This window comes from Cellvibrio fibrivorans (assembly GCF_031457055.1).
GTDB classification, from domain to species: Bacteria; Pseudomonadota; Gammaproteobacteria; order Pseudomonadales; family Cellvibrionaceae; genus Cellvibrio; species Cellvibrio fibrivorans.
In genome coordinates this window covers 332,621-358,140 of the sequence record NZ_JAVDVX010000003.1, presented here as the reverse complement: position 1 = coordinate 358,140, position 25,520 = coordinate 332,621, and the positions used below count along the sequence as shown (strand labels likewise).

The window sequence follows — 25,520 nt, the reverse complement described above, 5'->3', positions numbered from 1 at the left end:
ATAAGCAACCACTCTGTTGATTTCTCAGCAGGCGGTTTTTTTGCGTAGCTGGCGGGATTGTGGAAAAGTAAACAGGCAAGCGATCGCATTAGCTATGTGTTATCCGGCAAGCCAACAGCCTTAATTGCCACCGGCTTGCCCGGAAATAAATTTATTTATCCTGCAGTTCCGGTTTGTAACTCCAGTGCGGTGTCACTAACAAAATAACCAGTGAAATAACCGCGATGGCAATCGACAACCAGAGCGCAAGCGGTGTCTCTGCAATGCGCTCGGGATAAATTTTAACAACTGCACCCAAGCCAATGACATTTCCCCCTGCCACCAGAACCGCACTGGCGTAATCGTGAAAGCGCCGCGCCTTGTTAGCGCCCTGCGCCCAGGTTGGGTGAGTGTTATAACTGGGCAATTCATCGTGCGCGTTATTTAATTGCTCCAGCGCCGAGAGAAAGCGGCGCAAATTGGTAATCGCCCGCTCGGCTTTATAATTTAAAAAAGCCAGGCAGATCGAGGCAACCGGAAACCCGGCGATCAACCATTCAACCGGTACATCTGCCCCACCCGCGCCGGGTTTAAGTGCGACTAACGCCGCCAACAAACTTACGACTAGCGTGACGTACAACGCCAGCGCTTGTTGACGCTGGTTAATGCGCGCATTGACCTCTTGATAAGCCGCGATAAAACGGTAATTGGCATCAACGATATATTTTGTTGTCATAATTTTGCGCAACCCAAGAAAATTGGAAAAATAAAATACAAAAACGACAAAGGCGCTTCCAGCGCCTTTGTCGTTGTATTGGTTGCCCGTCGCGGAGCTTTGACCAGATGAATTACGCACGCGGATCCGGCGTTAACCGCAAATAGGGTTTAACAACTTTATAGCCTTTGGGGAAACGGCGCGCGATTTCTTCCGGATCTTGCAGTGCAGGAACAATCACCACATCGTCACCGGATTTCCAATTACCCGGCGTTGCCACTTTGTGATGCTCAGTCAATTGCAATGAATCTATCACACGCAAAATTTCATCAAAATTTCTACCGGTGCTTGCTGGATAAGTAATGATCAAACGGATTTTTTTCGCCGGATCAATAATAAACAATGAACGCACAGTTAATGTCGCGTTAGCGTTGGGATGGATCATGTCGTACAGGGTTGCGACCTTGCGATCAGCGTCAGCCAGAATCGGAAAATTCACTTGGGTTAATTGGGTTTCGTTGATGTCGTTAATCCAGCGGTTGTGTGAATCTACCGGATCAACACTCAATGCGATGGCCTTGACATTGCGCTTGGCAAAATCCTCTTTCAATTTTGCCGTCAATCCTAACTCGGTTGTGCACACGGGAGTGAAATCTGCCGGATGTGAAAACAACACGCCCCAGCTATTGCCCAGCCACTGGTGCAAACTAATAGGACCCTGGGTGGATTCCTGGGTAAAGTCCGGTGCTTCATCGCCTAAACGTAAACTCATTATTACCTCCTTTGGGTTGCTGATAAGTATGTAGCTATAGATGACTCACGTGAGCTGGATTTAATACTAGAAGGCAGACTGAAAATCTAAAAAGATTATTTTGGTCTTTGCTTAGAACCAAACATGTACGCACAGAAAGTTATAAGCACATAAGAACTTGGTATTTCCCAGATTAGATATGACTGGATAGGATGCAGCCACTTTCGCAAAGCGATCAATAGCTCCATCGTGACCAACCAGACAACTGGAAAATATAATGAAAATCCGCAACCTTGATTTATCTGATAGCCCCGTCAATCAGGAACATGAGGCACTGGGCATACCTCCAGTAGAAAAAAATCATCCCGTTATTCGTACTGCAGTCTGGTTTGCGATACTGACCTTAATCAGTCTGGTTGGGTTTGGTGTGGCGCAAGTATTTGGCAACAGTTGGGATGACGGTGTTACCACCATTAAAACCACACTGGATGATTCCATGTTCTGGAATGCATTACTGGTCGGTCTGCTGGCGCAAATTGTCGATGGCGCATTAGGTATGGCTTATGGCTTGACCTCTACCAGTTTTTTATTAGCGACTGGAGCGTCCCCTGCGCTTGCTACCGCATCTGTTCACATGGCAGAGGTATTTACCACCGGCATATCGGGAATTACCCACGCAAAATTCGGCAATGTGAATAAAAAGCTTTTTGTACGCCTGTTGGTGCCCGGCATTATCGGCGGCCTACTGGGCGCACTGCTGGTTACACAAGTGGATGGCAAAATCCTCAAACCCTTTATCACCGTATATTTATTGTTGATGGGCGTTTACGTATTGAGCAAAGCCTTCCGTAAACACATAGCCACCCGCAAAGAAGAACCTAAACACGTTGCCAAATTGGCGCTGGTAGGTGGATTTGTAGATACCTCGGGCGGCGGCGGCTGGGGACCTGTGGTTACCACCACACTGGTCGGAACAGGCCATGACCCACGCACCACGATTGGCTCGGTAAACTTTGCTGAATTCTTCCTCACCCTTACAAGCGCCGCATCGCTGTTTATTTTGGTCGATGAAACTATCTGGCATGTGGTTGCAGGCCTGATTGTAGGCGGGTTATTCGCAGCACCTTTTGCGGCCTATGCGTGCAAAAAGTTTTCGACCAGAACCCTGCTGATTTTGGTAGGCCTACTGATTAGCGGGATATCAGTGTTCAATCTATATAAGGCGCTTATCGGTTGATAAACACGCTCAAAAAACCAACAAACGGCAGGTTGTTGTATAACCCTGCCGTTTTTGTTTAGGGTTTTGATAGACCAGCGAATCCCGTAGAATGCCCGCCAGTTTTCCACTTCCAGCGGTCACCTCCATGTCCAATACCATCGAAGCCAACGATAATCACACACCTATGATGCAGCAATATCTGCGCATCAAAGCCCAGCATAAAGACGAGATGGTGTTTTATCGCATGGGGGATTTTTACGAGCTGTTTTTTGACGATGCCAAACGCGCTTCGGAGATTCTGGATATCACCCTCACTGCACGCGGAAAGTCCAATGGCGAACCGATTCCCATGGCAGGCATTCCGTTTCATTCTGCTGATGGCTACCTCGCCAAACTGGTGAAAGAAGGTGTGTCTGTCGCTGTGTGCGAACAAATTGGCGACCCCGCAACCAGCAAGGGACCCGTTGAACGCAAAGTGATGCGCATTGTGACTCCGGGTACCGTGAGCGATGAGGCGCTGCTGGATTCACGGCGCGATAATTTGTTAGTGGCGTTGCATCAATCTGGTGAGACGTTCGGAATCGCATCACTGGATATGGCCAGCGGTCGTTTTCTGGTCTTGGAAGTTGAAGGTTTGGAATCGGCGCTGGGGGAATTGCAGCGTTTGAGTCCCGCGGAATTATTGATTAGCGATCACATCACAACGCCTGCATTGGTAGAAAATCGCAAAGGTTTACGTCGCCGCGGCCCTTGGGAATTTGATTTGGAAACCGCCGAGCGGTTGTTAATTCAACAATTTTCCACCAAAGATTTAGCGGGGTTTGGTTGCGACCATTTAAAAACTGCACTCTGTGCTGCCGGTTGTTTATTAAGTTACGCGCGCGAAACCCAGCGCACTGCCCTGCCCCATGTGCGCAGCCTTGCGCATGAGAACCGCGATGAAGCGGTCATTATGGATGCAGCAACTCGTCGCAATTTGGAGCTCGATATCAATTTAACGGGCGGCGATGAACACACTTTATTTTCTGTATTAAATCGCGCCGCGACCAGCATGGGTAGCCGTTTATTGCGCCGCTGGTTGAATCGCCCACTGCGCGATCTGGATTTATTAATTGGCCGGCAGGATGCGATCGCTGAGTTACAACACAATTATGCGTTTGAAATTTTTAATGGCATTTTAAAACGTGTCGGTGATATGGAGCGCATCCTTGGTCGCCTTGCATTGCGCTCAGCGCGCCCGCGCGATTTATCGCGCTTGTTGATGTCGATAGGCACCTATCCTGAATTACAGAATGAGTTAGCTCATAAAAATTCATCGCAGTTAAAAAATCTCGCGCGGCAAATTTCTGCGTTCCCCGACCTGGTGGAATTGTTATCGCGCGCGATTATTGAAAACCCGCCAGTGGTGATTCGCGATGGCGGTGTTATCGCTGAAGGTTACGATGCCGAGTTGGATGACCTGCGCAATATCAGCACGAATGCTGGCCAGTATTTATTGGATTTGGAAACACGTGAACGCGAGCGCACGGGTATCCCGACATTAAAAGTCGGCTACAACCGTGTGCACGGTTATTTTATTGAATTGACCACGGCGCAATCGGAAAAAGCACCGGCGGATTATATTCGTCGCCAAACCTTAAAAAATGCCGAGCGTTACATCACTCCCGAATTAAAAGAATTTGAGGATAAAGCGCTGTCAGCGCAAAGCCGCGCACTCGCACGCGAAAAAGCGCTCTACGAAGAATTGATTGATATTTTGAATGTGCAATTAATTCCATTGCAGGATTCAGCTGCTGCTGTTGCCGAGTTGGATGTGCTCGCCACACTCGCAGAACGCGCCGATGCACTCGGTTTTTGCAAGCCGGAATTATCCTTGCGTGCCGGCATTAATATTATCGGCGGGCGCCATCCGGTGGTTGAGCAAGTGACGTCGGCGCCTTTTGTGCCGAACGATCTGGAATTTAATCCGCAGCGCCACATGCTCATCATCACGGGCCCGAATATGGGTGGTAAATCGACTTATATGCGGCAGGCAGCGTTGATCACACTGCTCGCACACATCGGCAGTTTTGTGCCTGCGCAAAAAGCGACAATTGGAATTGTTGACCGCATTTTTACCCGCATTGGTTCAGCCGATGATTTGGCTGGTGGTCGCTCTACCTTTATGGTGGAGATGACCGAAACCGCCAATATTTTGCATAACGCCACCGAGCGCAGTTTGGTGTTGATGGATGAAATCGGGCGCGGTACCAGCACCTTTGATGGTCTGTCACTCGCCTGGGCTTGCGCCAAACACCTCGCCGAAAAAGTGCGAGCTTTTACATTATTCTCTACACATTATTTTGAAATCACCACGCTGCCGGAAACCGTGACGGGTATAGCCAACGTGCATTTGAATGCAACCGAACACAAAGACAATATTGTGTTCCTGCATAAAGTACAGGAAGGGCCTGCCAGCAAAAGTTATGGTTTGCAGGTGGCAAAACTTGCAGGTATTCCTGCACAAGTATTGGCGGAAGCGCAGCAACAGTTGCATCTGCTGGAAAATGGCGAACATCCGCATTCGATTAAATCAGCACCTGCACCGGTGTTATTGACTGATCCGGTTAACGTGGGTGCATCTGCATCGGTGCTGGTCGATTCTCCCGCGCAGTCCGGTTTATTTGATGCGTTACCCAACCCAGTGTTGGATGCACTCAAGAAAATTAACCCGGACAACCTGACTCCACGCGAAGCACTGGAGCATTTATACCGATTAAAAGAACTTTATTCGCGCGGAAAATAACAGCGTGGGTATAGATACGCTCAATATGCGTTATCACCCAAATCGGTATTCAAAAAGAACGATTCTCAACTACGCTTTTTCGAGCATAAATGATGGTTTTTCGAGGGTGATTCAAAGCAAAAAGCCTACCCAAACCGGATTTGGCTGTTTAGAATGCGCGCTCTTGCGTTGCGTCAGATTGAGCTGGCGCATTGACTATCGAATTCTGTTACTTGTGGGAGTCTCCTATGACGTTTGTAGTTGGGGAAAATTGCATCAAATGTAAGCACACAGACTGCGTTGAAGTCTGCCCGGTTGATTGCTTTTACGAAGGCCCCAATTTTTTGGTGATTCACCCGGACGAGTGTATCGATTGTGCATTGTGTGAACCTGAATGCCCAGTTGGCGCCATCTTCTCGGAAGATGAATTACCAGAAGACCAAGCGGTATTCCTGGAGCTGAACGCCGAGCTGGCACAGGTCTGGCCAAATATTACCGAGATCAAAGACTCTCCCGCTGATGCGGAAGAATGGGATGGAGTGCCAGGCAAACTCCAGTACCTTGAGCGTTAATTGCACAGAGTCCAAACCAGTAGCTATAAAAAACCGCGCCCTGCGCGGTTTTTTTTCGCCGCTTGTTTGTAACACTGTTAGCACGCAGAAATCCCTCACTGAACTCTGGCTATTTGGGGGGCTGTGCTACACTCAGTTGTGTTTAGGTTAGACCATCGCCACAAGCAGTGGGATTTGGATTTCTTCAGATCAAACAACCCACCAGTACCAATAACGAACACAACAACCAATAACGAGGAACAAGCTATGGGGATTAACGATAAGCCTTACAGCGAAAAGCGCGATTTCATCCGTATGAAAATCGGCGCGCCCTTGAATGCCAAATTGGCTGCTTCATCGGACATCATAGAGGGTCTATGCCTTGACTTAAGTGGCGGCGGACTGCAGGTGGAGACTAAAAAAAGTCTTGAAGTTGGTACCGAGGCAGAGGTGGAGGTTTCTTCTGACCATGGCCACAGCCCAACCTTGAAAGCAAAAACAAGAGTAGCTCGGGTAACGACTAATGAGGCTGGGGGTTATGTAATAGGATTGGAAATACTCCAGATCCTTCCCTAAGACAGCTAGTTCACATGACAGCCCAATACAAAAACGGCTACTCTACAGTAGCCGTCCGGTTAAAACTCCCCTTCAAAATCTTCTTCATCAAACTCTTCCGTGCCGAAGTCGTCCTCAATTTCACCGTTGTTGATCAAGTAATCGCGACGTTGCAAATAAACATCACGGACAAAAACGTACCGGTCGCCGGTTATACCGTTCTCAAGCTCCAATAGCCTCGCGCGGGTACTAGTCAATGAAACAGCCATCACCGTGTTATCAGTAGGGACATGATCGATGTAGGTAGTGGGATTGGTGTAATAGTCTACCGGTTTGCCAAAACCATCTCTCACCGTACTTGGCCCGAACAGGGGTAATACCAAATAGGGCCCTTGCCCCACGCCCCAAACCGCCAGAGTTTGTCCAAAATCCTCCGGGGTATCTGCCGGCAGATTCATATACTGCGCAACATCCAGCAAACCACCGATACCGAGAGTGGTATTTACCAGCAAGCGGCCCGTATCGTGTGCGGCACCTTTTAAATCCCCTTGCAATACACCGTTAATCGTATTGGGCACTTCCATAATATTGCTGAAAATATTGCTTACACCTATCTCCAACGGATCAGGCATCACGAACTTATAGGTTTTAGCCAGGGGCTTCAGGGTCCAACGGTCAACCGTATCGTTAAACGTAAACACTGCACGATTAAACCCCTGCCAAGGGTCCGGATTCTGTTCGGTTTGCGCCAAGCTGGTATAAGGGGTGGCAAAACCAAGAGAGAGAAGAGCAAACAAAGATTTGACGATGGATTTCATAATGTCCCTGAGACGCAGTAATGCGCAATTGAAGCGTTTCATAAAGTAACGCTTTAAGGAAGCGCCACTTTAGCGAATCGCCATAGCTTGAACAACCCAATTTAGTGCAATCCACACCCTGCCGTTACAATTTGCAACATTTCAATGTGTTTCAAACCAACCTGCCAAATGAGGGGTTTAGCTGCCATTTGAAACATTAACGACACATATCAGCAATAAATCTTTCACAAATCTGTCGTTTAAATTTCATATTTGTCACTGAAGATAGCGCCACAAACGCGAAACAACACTGCGTTCACATTTTCCTTACACCCCTTGTGAAACTGAGAAGAGAGTGACCTCATGAAACTGAAAAATCTATTTGCATTGAATGTATTGGCTGCAACTTTGGCGGCTTGCGGCGGTGGCGGCGATATCAATCTGAATCCAAGCAATACTGTGACTGATTCAAACAACAACACCACAAACAACAATGGTGCGAGCAGCTCTTCAGTAGCAACCAATCCCTGTGCATCGTACGAGCTGGGCGGACAAAAAGTTCAAGGCGTGCTAAGCGGCAACAACTGCACTTACGGAGTAACCTTTGTGAGTGATACACGCCCGCTGACGACAGACCTTGAAATCCCCGCACTGGCAAATGGTGGCGTACATGTTTTCCAAGACAGCCTTTTTGTTGGTGAAGACGTAGACACCAACGCTATTGCCGCCGGTACAAAAGTTCCAGCTGCAGGTGCTGGCCCCATTTTGACTATCAAAGCAGGTGCCAAAATAGCCTTCAGTAACCCGGTTGATTACTTGCGTATTGCACGCGGCTCACAGATTTTCGCTGAGGGCACTAAAGAAGCGCCTATCGTATTGAGCGCAACCAAAGACCTGATCGAAAAAACAGCAACTGAAGCTGACCGTGGCCTTTGGGGTGGTGTACAAATTCTCGGTCAAGGCCTTACCAATAAATGTACCGATGTAAACAACTGCCATGTAACTTCGGAAGGTCGTCCGGGTACTTACGGTGGTAATAACAACAATGAATCCTCTGGTACATTGCGTTACGTTGTAATCAAACACGCCGGCTACGAAGTTGTTGATGGCAATGAATTGAACGGTTTGACTATGTACGCAGTTGGCTCAGGTACGATTGTTGACTATGTACAAACCTACTCTACTCGAGACGATGGTTTCGAAATGTTTGGTGGTGCGGTAAACCTGAAGCATGTGGTAGCTGTTAACGTTGCAGATGACTCATTCGACTTTGCCGATGGCTATGTAGGCAATATCCAATTTGCCTTGGCAATTCACACCTCTGGCGCCAACCGCTGTATCGAAGGTGACAACACAGGTGAAGGCCGTGCCGATGGCATTCTGCCGATGACCCACCCACGTATCTCTAACCACACTTGTATCACCAGCGCAGTTGATACCAACCAAGGCACCATCCCAACGTCTAAAGGGGATTCTGAAGGCCCTCTGTTACGCGAAGGTGTGCAGTTCGAACTTTACAACTCCATCATCACATCTAATGCAACCGGCATGTCATCAAACGAGTGCTTTGAGCAAGACGATACTGAAGGACCAGAAACTATCGATGCAATGGAAGCTGGAATCTCTGTTGTGAAAAGCACTCTGGTAGCCTGTACCGAAGCAATCAAAACCGGCAAGGTTGATCCAAGTAACGCTGGCTTCAGTGCAAAAACCTGGTTCACTGCAGCGAGCAACAACAATGTCGTGATCGACTCATCTGTTACTGGTGGCCTACCTGCAACCATCATCAAAGATTTGGCGACCAAACCACGTTCTTACATTACTGCAGCAGCTATGACTGATGGCAACGCAGCAGCAATTAACGTAGCAGTTACTGATGTAACCAAACTCTCTGAAAAACCTTCCACCACCACTGCGCCTGTTGCCGGTAGCAACGACTTCTTTGAAGCCGTGAATTTTATCGGCGCTGTTAGCGAGAGCAACGATTGGGTCTCAGGCTGGACTGTAGGCATGACTAGCAACTAATTCAGGGCACACAACACGCCTTGTTGCTGACAACGAAAAGAGGCGCCTATGGGCGCCTCTCTTCTTGATAGCCCTCAGATCAGATCAATGCATACAAGAAGGTTACTATCATGCAAAAACTTTTCACTAATCGACACAAGCTGTTTGTTGCAATCTCTGCAGCTTCATTTTCGATGTTATCACCTGTGTCAGTCGCTCAAGACGACACCGAGCAACCAGCAATCCCAATGCCGGCCATTGAAGCCCCAGTGCTGGAAGAAATGATGGTCGTAGGTCGCCAACAAAGCGGGGCGCAAACTATTTCCCAAGAGCGTATGGAAGATGCTTTCGCCGCAGACCTTATGGGCTCTGATCAAATTTCTCGCACAGGTGATTCCAACGTTGCAGTCGCTTTAACCCGCGTTACCGGTGTAACGCTGAACCAAGGTAAATATGTATACGTTCGCGGCCTTGGCGAACGCTATTCCAGCGTACAGCTAAATGGCGCCCAGGTGCCCTCACCTGAATTAACCCGCAATGTATTGCCGCTGGATATTATTCCAGCATCTATCGTAGATAGCCTGAAAGTTCAAAAATCCTATTCGCCGGATTTACCTGCCCATTTTGGCGGCGGTAACGTTGATATCCGGACCAAAAGTGTACCTGACGAGTTTGTGTTCAACATTACTCTCGGTACCGGTCAAAACACGGGTAGTGGCAGTGATGATCTTACCTACTCCGGCGGCGGAAAAAGTGATGGTCTACCTGCTAGCATCGACAAGGCCTTGGACACTTATCAAGGCAACATCGATATCAACGGTATTAGACGTATCCTCAGTACCGAGGTCGATGACAGTGTTACTCCCGCACAAGCGTTGGAATCAATTCTTATCAATCGCGACCTAATGCTCGCGATCAATCGCGATGTAGACATCCGCAAGGACAAATCACCACTGGACCAAAACGGCGCAGTCGCCTTGGGCAACTCATGGGATCTGGGTGACGACTGGACGATTGGCAGCATCCTCAACTGGTCAGAGAAAACTGAATGGCGCAATAAAGACCAGGAACGCAGAGGTGTAGGCGCTCCCGATGTCACCTATTCATCCATCAAACGTACCGTTGAAGACACCAAAGAACTTGGCTCCGTAGGTGTTGGCATCAACTATCAAGATACGCATAAAGTTGAAGCTAGCTACATGTTGATTGGCAACGAAACTGATGAAGCCGCTCTGACATTTGCCCAAAACAGCAATAACAACCTCGCCGATGGCAACCAAAAAGTGACCTACGAAACCCGCTATCAAGACCGCGAGTTGGAGGTCACCCAAGCCACAGGCAAACATAGTTTTGATCAGCTATCCGGTGACATTCTGGGCAATGTGGAAATTGACTGGTTTTACTCTGACTCCAGTGTAGAAACCAATATTCCCGGCGCAGCAACTATCGGCGGAGACAACACAGTTGACCCTGCCACCGGAGAAATCTTGAGTACGCGCATTACATCAAACTCGTCAGCGCAGTTTGCCTTCCTGAATTTGAAAGATGACGTCATTAGCAATGGCTGGAACGCAAAATTACCGCTCGCTTTTGATAATGCTGAAGTCACCTTGAGCGGTGGCTACAGCTACAACGATAAGTCCCGCGAATACTACGGCTACACAGCACTGATTGATGTTGGCGGCGGCGACTTTCTGGTAGGCACTCCCGGCGATGTTTTTACCGACAGCAAAATCAATGACCTGAATAATGATTTCACCCTGACCATGAGCCGCGGTTTTGGTACTGAAAGCTATGTAGCAGCGCAAATGACTGATGCGTTTTACGGCATGATCGATGCAACCTTTAACGATGCATGGCGACTGACCGCAGGTGCACGTTACGAGGATTTCCGCACCGCCGTATTGCCCATTGATTTACTCGATTACACGGGTGTCACACTGCAACAATTAATCGACAAGCTCGATGACGAGAACCAAACCTACGCGCGCCGCAACGATGATGTGTATCCGTCGATGGCATTGACCTTCATGAATGACGGTTTTATGTGGACTGAAACATTCCAATTACGTTTAAGCTATGCCAAAACAGTGGTACGGCCAGACCTGCGCGAATTGTCGGATGTTGTTTATATAGATCCAGAGTTAAATATCCGCGTAAAAGGTAATCCCAATCTGCTCGACTCCGAATTGGATAACTTTGACATCCGTGGAGAATGGTATTTTGATGGCGGCAATAACCTGACAGCGTCACTGTTTTATAAAGACATCGCCGGTGCGATTGAACAGAAATTAGAACCTGCCTCAGACAGTGATATTTTGATGAGCTTTTATAACGCTGAGTCAGGCGAAATTTATGGCTTGGAAATAGAAGGACTATTAAACCTGGATTACGGTTTCTTCTTCTCCAGCAACCTGACCCTGAGCGATTCAGAAGTCGTATCACTGAAAAATGCTGGCTTCACCAATGCTGTTCGTCCAATGACAGGACAATCAGCGTACGTGCTCAACGCACAATTGGGCTATGACTCAGATGATGGAAAACATGGTGCAGCGCTCGCCTATAACATCGCTGATGAAAAATTGGCCTTTGCTGCTGTATTGACCGGTCACGATGACGCCTTTGAACAACCATTTAGCTCGCTGGATTTTACCTACTCTTACTATCCAATTGAACAGTTAACCTTCAAGGCTAAATTGCGCAATCTGTTGGATGAGGATCGTGAAATTACTCAAACCAATTTGAGCGGACAAAACGTTACTATCCTTACTCAAGAAGTAGGTACAAGCATGAGCTTGGATATTAGTTACAATTTTTAAAAAATATGGATGTCACTGAGCCACCTTCGGGTGGCTTTTTTCTGTGCACAGAAATTGACTGCCTCGCACCAAAATACAGAACTATACTTTTTAAACGGTGATTTAAGCAGCCAAAATACATATTCAGGGACACTAAAAAAACCAATCCCCCCTAGTTCGAGGCAAAACTTATAATCAAAATCACAGAAATAACTAAATATTTTTAAATTATTTCTATTTAAATCAAAAAGTGTCACAAACTATTCACATTAGTGTGCTAAGCCGAGTGCTAATCTAACAATGAAGCCGGAGATCAATGACCCAGAAGGGTGCAGATAGCCGTTTAATGATTCACGAGGAGCACACTATGACTAAAAATTTCCTACAAAAAACCATTCGCTCACTGGTAATACTAGCGGCTATTGCACCCATTGCGAGTTATGCAGCAGCATATACTCCAGCAAAGTTTGGCAATGCAGAAGAAACTCTGGGTAAACAAATCACTATGCCGGCCTCGTTTGGCGAGGGCGTAAAAACCGTCGCGGTTTATTGCCAGGCTGATGTAATGACCACCGGCAATATCAACGCAGTCACCTGCTATGAAAACAGCCCACTGGTATCCATGCAAAAAGTAACGGAATCGGCACTCAAGTCAGCCACCTTCACCCCCGCCACTATTGATGGCAAAGCCGTTCCGGTGAGAATGCAAATGCGTGTTGTCTATTCACTGGCCGGCACACAGGCACCGATTGTTTTGCTACCCAATTTAGGCACGCTGCAAGCACAACACGGTACTCACTATTACGCACCGCAAGAGCGGTTGGATACCAGTGATTGGTATGCCACCTACTCCACCAAAGAACACGGTGACGGAAAGTTATTTTTTGCCGAAGGCAAAATGACCCGCGTTATGGCAAACATTGAAGCCGATGGCAAAGTGGAAACTGTGAGCACCATCGAAGCCGCGCTGCGCAAACAAGCAGACGCAGCAAGCATAGAAAGCTCGCTGAAAAAATCCAAATTTATTCCCGGATTTGTGCAAGACAAACCGACTGCCATGCACTACATCGCCGTGGTTAATTACCAAAAATAGATTTTTTATCCCACAAAAAAGGCCGCACCATTTGCGGCCTTTTTTGTTTTACACTTCACAATTAGTTAATCAAGGCAGACAAATTCTATCACCAGCGAAATTCTTCCCATCGCCAGCGGCCGATAATTTTCACGTATCACGGAAAAACCGTTTGCGCATGGCTCCATAGCTTTAGGCAACAACTGCGTGCGCGCCAAAGCGACGCTTGACCATTGATCCACTTCAACACTGAGTGAAAAAACTTTTTTAGCTTGTAGGGAGTTGCCTGGGAGATTTTTTGCTCCTCCTGTTGCTGGGATTTTCTCATCAGCAGAATTTTCTATAGCCGTTTCCAGCACTGCCCCTTCACTACCTTTTTTAAAGGCTTTGCGTAAAACCCCATTAAGCCCTTCATCGGTGTAATCGCAATCCTGCTGGTTTACATTCATTGAATCGGCCGCGTCAACAGCATTTTCACAGGTGTCATCGGCATAGGACTGAGTAGCGCAACACGCACTGATAATGACTGTCAGTAACCATTTCATCGCATCACCTCTTTTTAGCTACTTATCAGAATTACGTACAAACAATAAAGGGTGCCGAGGCACCCTTTATTTTCGCATAGAAAGAACTACAACAATTAGAATTTGTAATCCAAACCAATACCAGCGTAGTTATCATCGCGGTAGTTGTCTACAGCAACCAAATCTGGCTGACCATTTTCTACCACGGTGTAATAACCAAACAAAGTAGCGCTCTTGGTCATTTTGTAATCCACACCAATGCTGCTGCTTTCGCCATCAATCCATCTAACTTCTGAGCTGCCGTGTTGTGCTTTTACCGCCCACTTGTCAGTTACATTCCACAATGCAGAAACCAGTGCACCATCTTCTTCATCGGCAACACCGTTATCGTAATTCTCACCTAACACACCTAACTGGAAAGCGCCGAGAGTCAAACGACCAACCACACGAATCAAATCAACGCCTTCAGCTTCAACGTCCTGATCCATAGCTACACCAACATAAAACGTTGGGCTGTTGTAGCCGAATGATGCAGAAATACCGTTACCTGTTTCACCGGTTTTTTTGGTCACACCATCATTTTCTTCAGTCACATAAGCAACCGAACCAGAGAATCCACCGCCAAAGGTTGGAGTTACGTATTGAACGATGTTGCTCGCACGAATCTCACCTTTGAATATATGTGTGATATCACCTTCCAGATCGTTGAACAAATCAATTTTTTCTTGCGCGACTTTTGTCGGGGTATCAAAGTGACCGCCCATAATAGTACCGGCAGAGCCTTGCAAACCCAAATAGATATTACGCTGACCAAAAGTCTGGCTACCGTTGGTACCATCATCCACTTCAGTTTGGTATTCAAATTGATAAATTACTTTCAGCTGTGAATTAACTTCTTCACCACCTTTAACACCAATGCGCGATGCGTTGCTCAGCAATTCAACTTTGCTACCGTCAGCTTGGTTGCCGTTAGCGCTGGAAAGAGCAGCTTCATCGGTGCTTTGCACAGACACATTTGCTTTACCATAAACGATAACGTCGGCGAACGCAGCGGCGGGAAGTACAGATGCAATGACCAGAGCCAATAATGTTTTTTTCATGGAGTCGTCTCCTGGATGTGTGTGTTTGGTGTTCAGACCCTGAACACCGGGAGTCAGGTGTTATTAATAAAATGACATTTGTGTTTCAGGGGTGTTGCCATTGTGTGACCATAAAGTTACAGAAAGATGACAAAACGCACTCTGAATGTCGCGGGCGGATTATATAAAGAAATTTGCCCTAATTTTGTGATTAAACGTGGTTTTAGGGCAAAAGACCAAACTTTTTGCACTATTTTTGCGCTTTTGATAACCAAATGGCTGCAAAAATCACCAGTGAAAATGTAGTCACGGATATCCGTTACTCAAAATGGCTGATGACATCCAATGCAAACAGCTCATTAATGAGTACCTGAGCTTCACCAAACAAAACGTCAGGTTGGTTGTGCTGCAGTTCGGTGGCAATAAGTTGCAGTTGGTCCCCCAAGGTAGCCTGGGGGTTGGTTTGCAGCAAATGTAAGAGGCGCAACGTCATAGTATTAGCCGTCATAAAACGCACCTTATCCTCGCGGTTGCGGTATACCACTAACCGTGTCAGCTCTGGTGCCAGAGGTCGATGGCGGGGAGAGATTTTATGTACGGGATATTGATAGCTTAAACACACAGCCAAAGGCGAAACACGTGGTTTAGATAGAAGCGGCGTTTCTGGATAGGCAGAAACTGCTGGAATACTCGCCTCATTCACATCCAGCGCCAACTCAATCCACTCATAGTGTGCGAGTTCAAGCAAATATGCCGGGTCGCCATCGCACATGCCACGCTCTTGCGACAGATACTGCAAAAACTCCTCACTGATTTCCAAAAAATACGGCGTTTGACAGCGGTGGCGATGAATAAAATCGCGCACCATCGAATGCCAATGCCCGTCGCTGAGCAGTGAACGCAGAACAGGAAATACATTGGCGATAAAACTTTCAATATTGTTGTAAATCAAGTCGCGATAAATACCCATCCGCGTATCGTTCATTTCTGCTGGTGCAGGGTAGCGATCGGGGGCGCGCAAATGTTGGGTAAATGCCAGCTGGGTTTCTTGAAACGATTTCATGATGCTATAGACCAGCACGAACATTGATTGACGAAGACAAGCGCTGGCGTGTTTTGATTTCATCTAACTCCGCCATTAATTCTGGCAGCGGTGGAATATTAAAATCGCGCTCCAACAACGTCGGTTTTACACCGAACAGTTCATAGGTTTTGTCGAGCAGATCCCACACCGATGCAATTACCGGTGCGCCATGGGTATCTACCCGCAAATCCTCAGCTTCTTTGTAATGGCCTGCAATATGAATGTAAGCGGTGCGCTCGCCAGGCAAGCTGGATAGGAACTCGTAGGGATCGTAATTATGATTAATGCTGTTAACGTAAATATTATTCACGTCAAGCAAGAGCGCGCAGTCTGCTTTTTTGATGACGGCATTGATAAATTCACTTTCCGTCATTTCCTGCTGTGGTGCGCAATAGTAAGAAGAATTTTCGATGGCAATGCGCTGGCCAAGAATATCCTGCGCTTGCTGGATACGCGCGGCGACATAGTCAACGGCTTCTTCGGTAAAAGGAATGGGCAATAAATCGTAGAGCTGCCCGTCATCGCTGCAATAACTTAAATGCTCGCTGTAATAACGGATACCGTGCTCTTGCATCAGCTTTTTTATTGCGTATAGCAAATCTGTATTCAGTGGTGCGGGCGAACCAATTGAGAGGGATAAACCATGGCAGACAAACGGAAAACGCTCAGTGTAAGCGCGAAATTTTTTACCAAGACGACCACCGACATTAATCCAATTTTCCGGTGCCACTTCCATAAAATGGATATCGTCTGGCGTGGATTCTTCAAGGGTATTTAGCAGCGTCCGGCGCAGGCCTAAACCTGCACCGACAATTGCAGCAGAATAATCCACCAAAGAATGCGCTGGCATTATTCAGCTTTTTTCTCTTCTTTAGCTTCGTCTTTTTTCTCGGCTTTATCGGCACCACACTTACCTTCACCGCATTTGCCTTCACCACATTTTCCTTCGCCATCCGCTTTTTTATGCTCAGCAGCGCATTTACCTTCGCCACATTTGTGCTCGCCTTCGGCTTTTTTATCCGCGCCGCATTTGGCTTCACCGCACTTGTGCTCGGCATCAGTTTTATCGGCGTTATCCGCTAGGGTATAACCTGCGTTTAACGAGGTGGCAGCAAAGGTGGCATCTGCCGCTGTTGCCATTGGGGCCAACGCCGCCGATGCTACAAAAGCAGCGCCAACCAAAGCAGACAGAGAAGCAATTTTGTTATTCATAATGAACTCCAGCGTGTTATGTGTCGTTAGGGGCTGTTCAAGCCGTAAGAAAACTATCATAGCCAAGGCAGTAGAGCTAGCGGATGCATCCGATTTTATGGACACTCCAACAGCTAACCACCATATGGTTACAGGATAGACTCAACACACCCGGATTTGTTACAAGGGATCAACATTTCTTAACCTTGGGCCTCCAACATGGCCTGCTCCCACTGTTTATCCATCCGCTTATCGGATACCGGAACCTGGGTTTTGAGGGTCTGCGCAAAAAGCGAAATCCGCAACTCCTCAATCCACCAACGGTAGTCCATCAGTGCCGTATTCTGCGCCAACCGGTAATCGCCCTCTTTCGCCAGATAATCCACTAGCCGCTGCCAATGCGGCGCTATTTCCGCTAGTTGAAGTTTATCTTTTTGCGGGTTCAACGCCGCTTTCTCCAAACGCTGTTGGATGCCACGCATGTATTTCGGGTATTGCTGCAACCACAGCGCAGGCGTTTTATACACCAATCCGGGATAAAACAACTGCGCTAATTGTTGATTGATATCACTAATCGTAAACGCTAGCATCAACATATTTTTTTGTTGCTTGAGTTGTTTTTTAACTTCAACCAATAATTTCAAACTGCTAACCAGATAGCTCGCCAAATCTTGTGCATAAGCAATTAATTTTTCTTTAATAAGATTAACCCGCTCATCAAAAGCAATTTGGGTGCGAGGTAAATTTTTCTGATCAGGTAAAGCAAGTTGTTTGATCGCCGCCATAATTAAATCGTCGGCCACTTGCTCGCGGTTACCAATACCAGCTAAAGTCAATGCAACCTCTTGCCCTTTCAACAACTCTTTCTGTAAATATTTAACTGTTTGTGCCAGCGACAAACACACCAAACGCGCGAGCCCACGCTGGGTTATATCCAATGTTTGCAATGGATTATCTAACACTTGCAGTGCAACTGAGGATTGCTTGTCAACCAATGCCGGATAAGCGCGAATACTGATTCCACCACGAGGCAATTGAATCGCTTGCGGCAACTCAGCAAAATCCCACCCGACTATGCCATCGCGCTCAATATTGGTCGCAGCTGATTGGATATTTTGTTGTACACGCTCTCGGTATTTATCGCGCAGTGGCGCCAGTTCGCGGCCGCTGGCGATGACTTTGCCTTTGTCATCCACCACATGGATATTAAAGCGGTAGTAATCATCCACGCTGGTTTCAAGCCAAGCCTCTTTGGACACCTCTACACCGGTCAAGCGTTTTAATTGCAGGCCCAGCGCTTCGGTCAAGGGCTTATTGTCAGGTGACAAAGTGGCAAGAATTTTATCCACCACATCAGGCACAGGAACAAAATGTTTGCGCACAGTTTTAGGTAGGGATTTAATCAGGCCGATACATTTTTCACGCAACATACCCGGCACCAACCATTCCAGACGCTGCTCCGGAACCTGATGTAAAACACTCATGGGCACGTGAATGCTCACACCGTCAAAAGCATGGTTTGGTTCAAAATGGTAACTCAGTGGAAATACCATACCGCGCCATTCCAATTCATTGGGAAATTGCGCCTGGGTGATATCACCCGCGCCGTGACGCATCAAAATCTCTCGCGTCAGGAATAATAGTTTCGGATTTTGCTGTTCCGCTTTTTTTCGCCATGCATCAAACCCGGCAAGATTTACCACAGATTCAGGGATGCGCTCGTTGTAGAAATCATAAATCACCTGCTCATCCACCACGATATCGCGGCGACGCGCTTTGGATTCAAGATCTTCCAGTTCTTTTAACAACTGTTGCTGATGTATAAAAAAGTCTGAGTCAGGATTTTTATTCTGCAAACTTTTCCGTTTGGGGTGTTGGTCATACTGCCCTTCTACCAAAGCCGCGCGAATAAATACTTCGCGACACTGCACTGGATCTATATGGCTATAACTGACCGATTTTTTCTCAACGATGGTCAAACCATAAAGTGTAATTTTTTCAAACACCATCACCTGGCCGCTGCGGCTATCATAGTGCGGCTCAAAATGCTGGCGTTTCACCAAATGTTCAGCAGCGGCAATGACCCATTCTGGTTCGATTTTGGCAACCGTATGGGCAAACAATTTAGAGGTTTCAATCAGCTCTGCCGCCATAATCCATTTAGGTGTTTTTTTGGCGAGCGATGAACCCGGAAATATTGCAAATTTGCGGTTGCGTGCGCCCAGATATTCGCGCTCTTCATGATTAAAACCCAAATTGCCGAGCAAACCGGTCAACAATGCCTTGTGCACCGATTCATAATTAGCCGGTTCGGAATTAACACGAATACCGAGATCCTTCACTGCAACGCACAACTGATGATGCACATCGCGCCACTCGCGCAAGCGCAAATAAGACAGGAATTCTTTTTTGCATAGCTTGCGCAATTGGTTTTGCGTGAACTCCTGTCGCTGGGTTTCAAAATAATCCCACAGGTTTACAAAACCGGCAAAATCCGTGTGTTCTGCCCAAAAACGGCGGTGACTTTGATCGGCCGCCTGTTGCTTTTCAGCGGGGCGCTCGCGCGGGTCTTGTACTGACAGTGCACTGGAAATAATTAATAGTTCGCGCACACAGGATTGCTCCTGCGCTGATAGCAACATACGGGCAAGGCGCGGATCCAATGGCAATTTACTGAGTTGCTGCCCCACTGGTGTGAGCTGGTTTTTGGCATTGACCGCATGTAATTCTTCCAGCAATTTAAAACCATCGCTAATCAAACGATGATCAGGTGCATCGATAAATGGAAATTTATGGATATCGCCCATGCGCAATTGCAACATTTGCAAAATAACGGCAGCGAGATTGGTGCGCAAAATTTCTGCATCGGTAAATGCCGGGCGCGAATTAAAATCGTCTTCGCTATACAAGCGGATACAAATACCTTCAGCGACACGACCGCAACGACCTTTGCGCTGATTGGCGCTAGCCTGTGAAACAGGTTCAATCGGTAAGCGCTGCACTTTGGTGCGATAGGAATAGCGGCTGATACGCGCAAAACCCGGATCAATTACATAGCGAATTCCAGGCACAGTAATCGAGGTTTCTGCCACGTTAGTGGCCAATACAATGCGCCGCCCGGTGTGAGGTGCAAATACTTTTTGCTGCTCCGCCAAACTCAAGCGCGCATAAAAAGGAATTACTTCCATATGCGCAAACTGTGCTTTGCGCAGCGCTTCGGCGGCCTCGCGAATTTCGCGCTCACCACTTAAAAAAATGAGTATGTCGCCACCGCGAGCACCCGAACCGGTCTTTTCGTGCAATTCAATTTCGTGTACCGCATCGACAATCGCCGCGTATTGGTCGGGTTCATTTTCACTCTCGTCGCTGCCCTCAAACTCATAGAGTGGACGGTACCAGACTTCAACCGGATAGGTGCGACCGGAAACTTCAATAATCGGTGCGTTATTAAAATGTTGTGAGAAACGTTCGAGATCGATAGTCGCGGAGGTAATAATTAATTTTAAATCAGGGCGTTTGGGGAGAAGTTGTTTTAAATAACCCAGCAAAAAATCGATATTCAAACTTCGCTCATGGGCTTCGTCGATAATGAGCGTATCGTATTTATTCAAGTAAGGATCGTGCTGGATTTCGGCCAGCAGAATACCGTCGGTCATTACTTTGATAAGGGTATTTTCATTGGACTGATCACTAAAGCGAACTTGATAGCCCACCTTTTCACCGAGCGTGGTTTTTAATTCTTCAGCGATGCGATTGGCAACGGTATTAGCGGCAATACGGCGCGGTTGGGTGTGGCCAATCAACCCGCTCACACCACGACCGATGGTTAAACAAATTTTGGGGATTTGGGTAGTCTTGCCCGAACCAGTTTCACCCGCCAATACTACTACCTGATTGTTGGCAATAATCTGTGCGATCTCTTCACGCTTTTCGCAGACGGGTAAATTGGGGAATTCAATGTCGAGAGGAACCAGTTGCTGACGACGCGCCACGGCGGCTTGTGAGCGAGCCAATTGGCTATGCCATTTCTCCAAAGCCTGATCATAGGGCTTTTCCGCACGTGCAAGCTTTTCTATCTCGCCCAGCCGGCGCGTGAGATTGTGCCGATCCTGCCCCATCACGTTGACGATGGATTGTTTATAACTTAACCAAATATTTGACATATCGACCCAGATTGCTGCATTGGCACCATAAGGATTAAGGGTGCCGGTGACTCTGGGTGGGGATGATACAGCGAGGAAGATTGGTGATTCAAATAATGCTTACCAAAAGCATAAGCTTAACCCCTATCACTAAAACCAGTATTAACATGGAAGGCGGTTTCGGAATAAGTGATAATGAGCGGTATAAAAATCATGAGTTCAACAACATGTCCAATAACAATTTCTTGCCGCCGCTGCACCCACAGTTCCGTTATCGCATTGAGATTGTTGGCAATGAAAAAGTACCTGTATTGGTAATCGATAATTTTTTACACGAAGCGGAAGCTTTATTGGGCTACGCGGTGAAATTTGGCGAGTTTAGCGATGGGACGGATTATTACCCCGGAATACAATCCCATGTACCTGAGTTTTATAGCCAGGCATTGCAAACTTATTTACCCGATATAATTTGTGAAGCGTTTAGCCTTACGCGAGAAAATATCAATTATTCCCAATCTACCTATTCATTGATACTCACTCCACCGGCCCGTTTAGCGTTGCCGCAATCGCGCCCGCATGTCGATACGATTCACAAAGAAAAGCTGGCGTGTGTACATTACCTTTGCACACCAGAAAAAGGTGGTACCTCTCTTTATCGGCATAGAGCAACTGGATTTGAACTGCTTTCACCTGAGCGAATGGATATATACGGGGAACATCTTGCAAAAGAGGCGCAGGATACGAGTTGGCATAAAAAATATATTAATGGCTCCAACCAATACTACGAGGAAATTGCCCGTTATGAGTCCAATTTTAATCGTTTGATTATGTACCCTAGTGATGTACTTCACTCCGCCTCTATTCCAGAGAACTTCCAGTTCCGCCCCAACCCGATTATTGGGCGGCTAACGTTAAACAGTTTCATTTATTTAAAATAATAAAAACGATTAATTCCAATCGCTCGCTTTGCAATAAAAGTCCAAATAATCTTTATGCGTAGGCATTTTTGGCAGGTTTTGATTTACTTGCGTGCGGATTTCCGCAAGAAATTTTACCAAGTCGTCTGCCGGAATTTCATTCGCCACAGGATGATAATTTTCAGGAATTAAACCCTGCCCCACCATGACCTGCAACCAGGAAGCTTCCGAAAATAATTCATAAGATTTAACAAACACCTTGCCTGTCTCGCGGAACATTCTCATGCGGTGTTCAAGTGATTCGGGAATATCCATATTTCTGCAGTATTGCCAGAATGGACTATCGTTTCTGTCAGTTAAATGATAGTGCAGAATGATAAAATCCCGCACGTTCAGAATTTCCACTTTCATCTGCTCATTATATTCGTCCACATCACAAGCTCGAATACCTGCAAATGGAAACATCTGAATCAAGCGAGTGATTCCTCGCTGAATCAGATGGATGCTAGTAGATTCCAGGGGTTCGATAAATCCACTCGCTAACCCCAATGCAACACAGTTTTTATTCCAATGTTTAAGGCGTTGCCCAGTGCGATATTTGATGATTTTTGGTTCAGAAATCAAACGCCCTTGTATATTATCCAACAATAATTTTTTCGCGTCATCGTCAGATATATAACGGCTACAGTACACCAAACCATTACCTACCCGGTGCTGCAACGGAATTTGCCATTGCCACCCTGAAGCATGAGCGATAGAACGAGTGTAAGGTACAGGGTCACGCACTGATTCAGTCTGCACAGCCACAGCACTATCGCACGGCAACCAATGTGACCAATCTTCATAGCCCGTATGCAACGCTTGTTCGATAAGTAACCCCCTGAAACCAGAACAATCAATAAAAAGATCGCCTTCAACTATGTGGCCAGATGCCAATTCAATGGATTTAATATAGTCATCTTTATCCAGAGAAACATTGGTAACCTTACCCTCAATGCGAGTCGCACCTGCCTGCTCTGCTATGTTGCGCAAAAATTTCGCATAGAATCCGGCATCAAGATGGTAAGCGTAATTGAGCGACGCATTGGGCATGTGAGCGAATTTATTATGCTCTGCTGCTTTGTGCTCCAGCGAATAATCACCCAAAGGATGGTTAACGCCCAACTCCTTTCCACGCAGCCAAAAATGCTGAAAACTTGCTGCCCAAGTGTCTTTACCTGGTGTACCAAACATATGGAAGTAATTTTCGTTAACGTTTTTCCAGTTTTCAAAAGAAATCCCTAGTTTGATACTGCCCTTAACAAACGCAAGAAATTCCTGTTCATTTATTTCAAGATAGCGATTTAACAATATTAAAGGAGGTACAGTAGCTTCACCAACACCAACGGTTGAAATTTCATCTGACTCAATCAAGGTAACAGAAATACTTTTCCCTAATAATTTAGCGAAAGAAGCTGCTGCCATCCAACCTGCGGTGCCACCGCCAACAATCACCACGTTTTTTACTGCTTGACCACCGATCATAGTATTACCAAAAATAGTTAAACATTTATTATCTGGATGAATGACTCATCTGTTTAATTGATTCAGCAGTCGTGCCCGAATTTTTCGGGCATTATCATCTGTCAAATCGCCAATCGCACCTTGGGCTTGTTCAGGTATATGAGCAAAGTCTTCTTTGTTGTAATCAAAAATATAATGATCAAAGATCATTTTCCAGGCAGAACGTTGCTCAGGTGGAAGATCGCGAATTGATAGCACTGCATTAAAAAGTGCGTTTACCGGCTTCCCAAAAAATCCGGGGGCACCTTTAAACCAATAGTTAACCAGTACATTTACAGAATCCAAACTTTCAACATGGTGCCACCACATACTGGGAATAAATAACCCATCACCGGGCTCCAAATCTGCAATCTGTGCATAGGGTAATGCATCTTTAAATTTCGGAAATTTTTCGAAATCGGGATTATAAAAATCCACCAGACTAATGGCTTGCCCGGCAGGTGTTTTATCCAAAGGGCCAACATACAAATTTTCCATCTGTTCAAATGGAAACAGGGTAAAACGGCGATGCCCGACAACCGAGCAAGCAATATTCAACGGACTATCCCAATGGGCAGCGATGCGGCATTTGTTGGAAATCCAAATACTGACCAACGGATTGTGCTCGCCCAAAGCGATATCATTCTCTGCACGAAACCCCGGTAAGTATTGATCGACCGATGTAGAACCTATGTAAATCGTGGGGGGGGCGGAATTTTCGGCGTGTTGACGCAATTGTTTTAATGCAAAATCTAATTTTGTCGAGACAGAATCATAATTAAACCCTGTGAGGGTTTCATCGTAAAAAATGCGACCGTTATTTTCAGGTTTACCTAAAAAGGCTACCACCTCTTGGCCTTCGTAAAATTTCAACAAGTACTTTTCAACTTCCTCAAGAGAAGCTAAACCAGCTTGTGCAATTGGCCAAGAGGATACCAAACCTTTCAAAATCAACGGTTCCGATGAAGACAATACTTCATCGGGGATTTTATCAGGCGTGCAGCCTTCAATAACCTTCACTTTTTTATCAATGTTAATCATAAAAACAACTTGGCGATGTTGGTTATTGGCTTGACAACTTCGCCTCAACACGGGCAATTAATTTGATGACATTGGAATGAGAAGCCAACACCATATAGATGCACTCCATAAAACCTTTAGTGTGCAAATCTGCTACTGCACCACCTGCCAAGCCACTAAGCTTGTCTTCGTTAATGGTGTAAAGCCCTGCAAGATTATTGCGCTCGCCGTTTTTCAGTGTGATCTCAAGTGTCACCACTTCCAACAGTTCATATGCCAATAGCACATCAATAAATTGGTCATTTAATTCTGTTCCATATTGGATGTACTCCAACAACTCCACTATAGATTCCAAATAAGGAGAGTAGCCACCATGTGGTAAAAATACTGGCTCTCCTACCGACTCATTGACACGCGGGCTATCCATATCGACATACACCATACGGCTTGGCTGATTACCTTCGCCCGGTTTAGGTGGCTGCACTCCAATTAAAAAAGGCCGTCTTCTTACTGAGGCTGGAACATATTGCGCATCCCACCCATTTTCAGATAAAAAAAGATTTTCATTTTGGCGAAGTCCCATTAATGCAATAGGGATAAACTTTCCAGTTTCTGCATTTTTCTGAAAAAATATGGGGTATTCATTTTGGATTGCACGGAACTCTTGCGGAAATGTCACAACAGATCTTTCATTATCGCCAAACTGCACGGTGTTATCGCGAATCACACGCAGATTTTTATGGGCAACGTTATTTAATAAAGCAAAATTAGGCATGATATCTCCCGGATAAAGCGTTTCCGCTATCGTTATAATTG

Annotated in this window: 20 protein-coding genes; 8 read left to right on the top strand and 12 right to left on the bottom strand. The window is 46.4% G+C overall.

Annotated features, from left to right (window positions below):
* Positions 1-151: 151 nt before the first annotated feature.
* Together J2X05_RS10090 and J2X05_RS10085 are read right to left on the bottom strand one after the other, a co-directional pair.
* Positions 152-835, bottom strand: coding sequence for a hypothetical protein (locus tag J2X05_RS10090; RefSeq protein ID WP_310072037.1), 684 nt, complete (start codon positions 833-835; stop codon positions 152-154).
* Positions 828-1,466: a peroxiredoxin gene (locus tag J2X05_RS10085; RefSeq protein ID WP_310072034.1), complete on the bottom strand. Its 639-nt coding sequence runs from the start codon at positions 1,464-1,466 to the stop codon at positions 828-830. Before J2X05_RS10085 ends, J2X05_RS10090 begins: the two co-directional genes overlap by 8 nt.
* Before the next feature lie 256 nt (positions 1,467-1,722).
* On the opposite strand from J2X05_RS10085, the gene J2X05_RS10080 reads away from it, so the two are divergent.
* From J2X05_RS10080 to J2X05_RS10065, 4 genes are all read left to right on the top strand, one after another.
* The gene (locus tag J2X05_RS10080) at positions 1,723-2,682 is read left to right on the top strand and encodes a sulfite exporter TauE/SafE family protein (RefSeq protein WP_310072031.1); all 960 of its coding nucleotides are present in this window, start codon (positions 1,723-1,725) and stop codon (positions 2,680-2,682) included.
* 127 nt (positions 2,683-2,809) lie between these two features.
* Entirely contained in the window at positions 2,810-5,449 is a 2,640-nt protein-coding gene (gene mutS, locus J2X05_RS10075) for a DNA mismatch repair protein MutS (protein WP_310072029.1), read from the top strand.
* A 227-nt stretch (positions 5,450-5,676) separates the two neighbouring features.
* A complete protein-coding gene (fdxA, locus tag J2X05_RS10070) occupies positions 5,677-6,000 on the top strand; it encodes a ferredoxin FdxA (protein ID WP_040391760.1) in 324 nt (107 codons plus the stop codon).
* 246 nt (positions 6,001-6,246) lie between these two features.
* Positions 6,247-6,555, top strand: coding sequence for a PilZ domain-containing protein (locus tag J2X05_RS10065; protein WP_310072025.1), 309 nt, complete (start codon positions 6,247-6,249; stop codon positions 6,553-6,555).
* 59 nt (positions 6,556-6,614) lie between these two features.
* Here J2X05_RS10065 and J2X05_RS10060 read toward each other — a convergent pair whose 3' ends face one another.
* Positions 6,615-7,352, bottom strand: a complete 738-nt coding sequence (locus tag J2X05_RS10060; RefSeq protein WP_310072023.1) for an MlaA family lipoprotein — start codon at positions 7,350-7,352, stop codon at positions 6,615-6,617.
* A 342-nt stretch (positions 7,353-7,694) separates the two neighbouring features.
* Here J2X05_RS10060 and J2X05_RS10055 point away from each other — a divergent pair, with 342 nt between their 5' ends.
* From J2X05_RS10055 to J2X05_RS10045, 3 genes are all read left to right on the top strand, one after another.
* Positions 7,695-9,356, top strand: coding sequence for a beta-helix domain-containing protein (locus J2X05_RS10055; RefSeq protein ID WP_310072021.1), 1,662 nt, complete (start codon positions 7,695-7,697; stop codon positions 9,354-9,356).
* 110 nt (positions 9,357-9,466) lie between these two features.
* Positions 9,467-12,154 (top strand): TonB-dependent receptor domain-containing protein, encoded by a 2,688-nt coding sequence (locus J2X05_RS10050; RefSeq protein WP_310072019.1) that lies wholly within the window; start codon positions 9,467-9,469, stop codon positions 12,152-12,154.
* A 346-nt stretch (positions 12,155-12,500) separates the two neighbouring features.
* The gene (locus J2X05_RS10045; RefSeq protein ID WP_310072016.1) at positions 12,501-13,226 is read left to right on the top strand and encodes an energy transducer TonB; all 726 of its coding nucleotides are present in this window, start codon (positions 12,501-12,503) and stop codon (positions 13,224-13,226) included.
* Between the two features lie 65 nt (positions 13,227-13,291).
* Here J2X05_RS10045 and J2X05_RS10040 read toward each other — a convergent pair whose 3' ends face one another.
* The 6 genes from J2X05_RS10040 to hrpA all read right to left on the bottom strand — a co-directional run bounded on the left by J2X05_RS10040 (position 13,292) and on the right by hrpA (position 21,246).
* On the bottom strand, positions 13,292-13,750 hold the full coding sequence (locus J2X05_RS10040) for a hypothetical protein (protein ID WP_310072013.1): 459 nt from the start codon (positions 13,748-13,750) through the stop codon (positions 13,292-13,294).
* A gap of 95 nt (positions 13,751-13,845) precedes the next feature.
* Positions 13,846-14,829 carry a porin gene (locus tag J2X05_RS10035; RefSeq protein ID WP_310072010.1) on the bottom strand — a complete coding sequence of 328 codons (984 nt, stop codon included), beginning with the start codon at positions 14,827-14,829 and terminating at the stop codon, positions 13,846-13,848.
* A gap of 298 nt (positions 14,830-15,127) precedes the next feature.
* The gene (locus J2X05_RS10030; RefSeq protein WP_310072008.1) at positions 15,128-15,871 is read right to left on the bottom strand and encodes an HvfC family RiPP maturation protein; all 744 of its coding nucleotides are present in this window, start codon (positions 15,869-15,871) and stop codon (positions 15,128-15,130) included.
* Between the two features lie 4 nt (positions 15,872-15,875).
* The gene (locus J2X05_RS10025; RefSeq protein WP_310072006.1) at positions 15,876-16,742 is read right to left on the bottom strand and encodes an HvfB family MNIO-type RiPP peptide maturase; all 867 of its coding nucleotides are present in this window, start codon (positions 16,740-16,742) and stop codon (positions 15,876-15,878) included.
* Entirely contained in the window at positions 16,742-17,104 is a 363-nt protein-coding gene (locus J2X05_RS10020; RefSeq protein ID WP_310072003.1) for an HvfA family oxazolone/thioamide-modified RiPP metallophore, read from the bottom strand. Before J2X05_RS10020 ends, J2X05_RS10025 begins: the two co-directional genes overlap by 1 nt.
* A 179-nt stretch (positions 17,105-17,283) precedes the next feature.
* Entirely contained in the window at positions 17,284-21,246 is a 3,963-nt protein-coding gene (gene hrpA, locus J2X05_RS10015) for an ATP-dependent RNA helicase HrpA (RefSeq protein ID WP_310072002.1), read from the bottom strand.
* A gap of 206 nt (positions 21,247-21,452) precedes the next feature.
* Here hrpA and J2X05_RS10010 point away from each other — a divergent pair, with 206 nt between their 5' ends.
* The gene (locus J2X05_RS10010; RefSeq protein WP_310072000.1) at positions 21,453-22,163 is read left to right on the top strand and encodes a DUF6445 family protein; all 711 of its coding nucleotides are present in this window, start codon (positions 21,453-21,455) and stop codon (positions 22,161-22,163) included.
* A 9-nt stretch (positions 22,164-22,172) separates the two neighbouring features.
* Here the strand turns inward: J2X05_RS10010 and J2X05_RS10005 are convergent, their stop codons facing one another.
* Genes J2X05_RS10005 through J2X05_RS09995 form a run of 3 tightly spaced genes read right to left on the bottom strand, consistent with a single transcriptional unit; the run spans position 22,173 to position 25,479 of the window.
* Positions 22,173-23,666 carry a tryptophan halogenase family protein gene (locus J2X05_RS10005; protein WP_310071999.1) on the bottom strand — a complete coding sequence of 498 codons (1,494 nt, stop codon included), beginning with the start codon at positions 23,664-23,666 and terminating at the stop codon, positions 22,173-22,175.
* A gap of 45 nt (positions 23,667-23,711) precedes the next feature.
* A complete protein-coding gene (locus J2X05_RS10000; RefSeq protein ID WP_310071997.1) occupies positions 23,712-24,725 on the bottom strand; it encodes a cupin-like domain-containing protein in 1,014 nt (337 codons plus the stop codon).
* A gap of 22 nt (positions 24,726-24,747) precedes the next feature.
* Positions 24,748-25,479 (bottom strand): SapC family protein, encoded by a 732-nt coding sequence (locus tag J2X05_RS09995; protein WP_310071996.1) that lies wholly within the window; start codon positions 25,477-25,479, stop codon positions 24,748-24,750.
* Positions 25,480-25,520 lie beyond the last annotated feature (41 nt).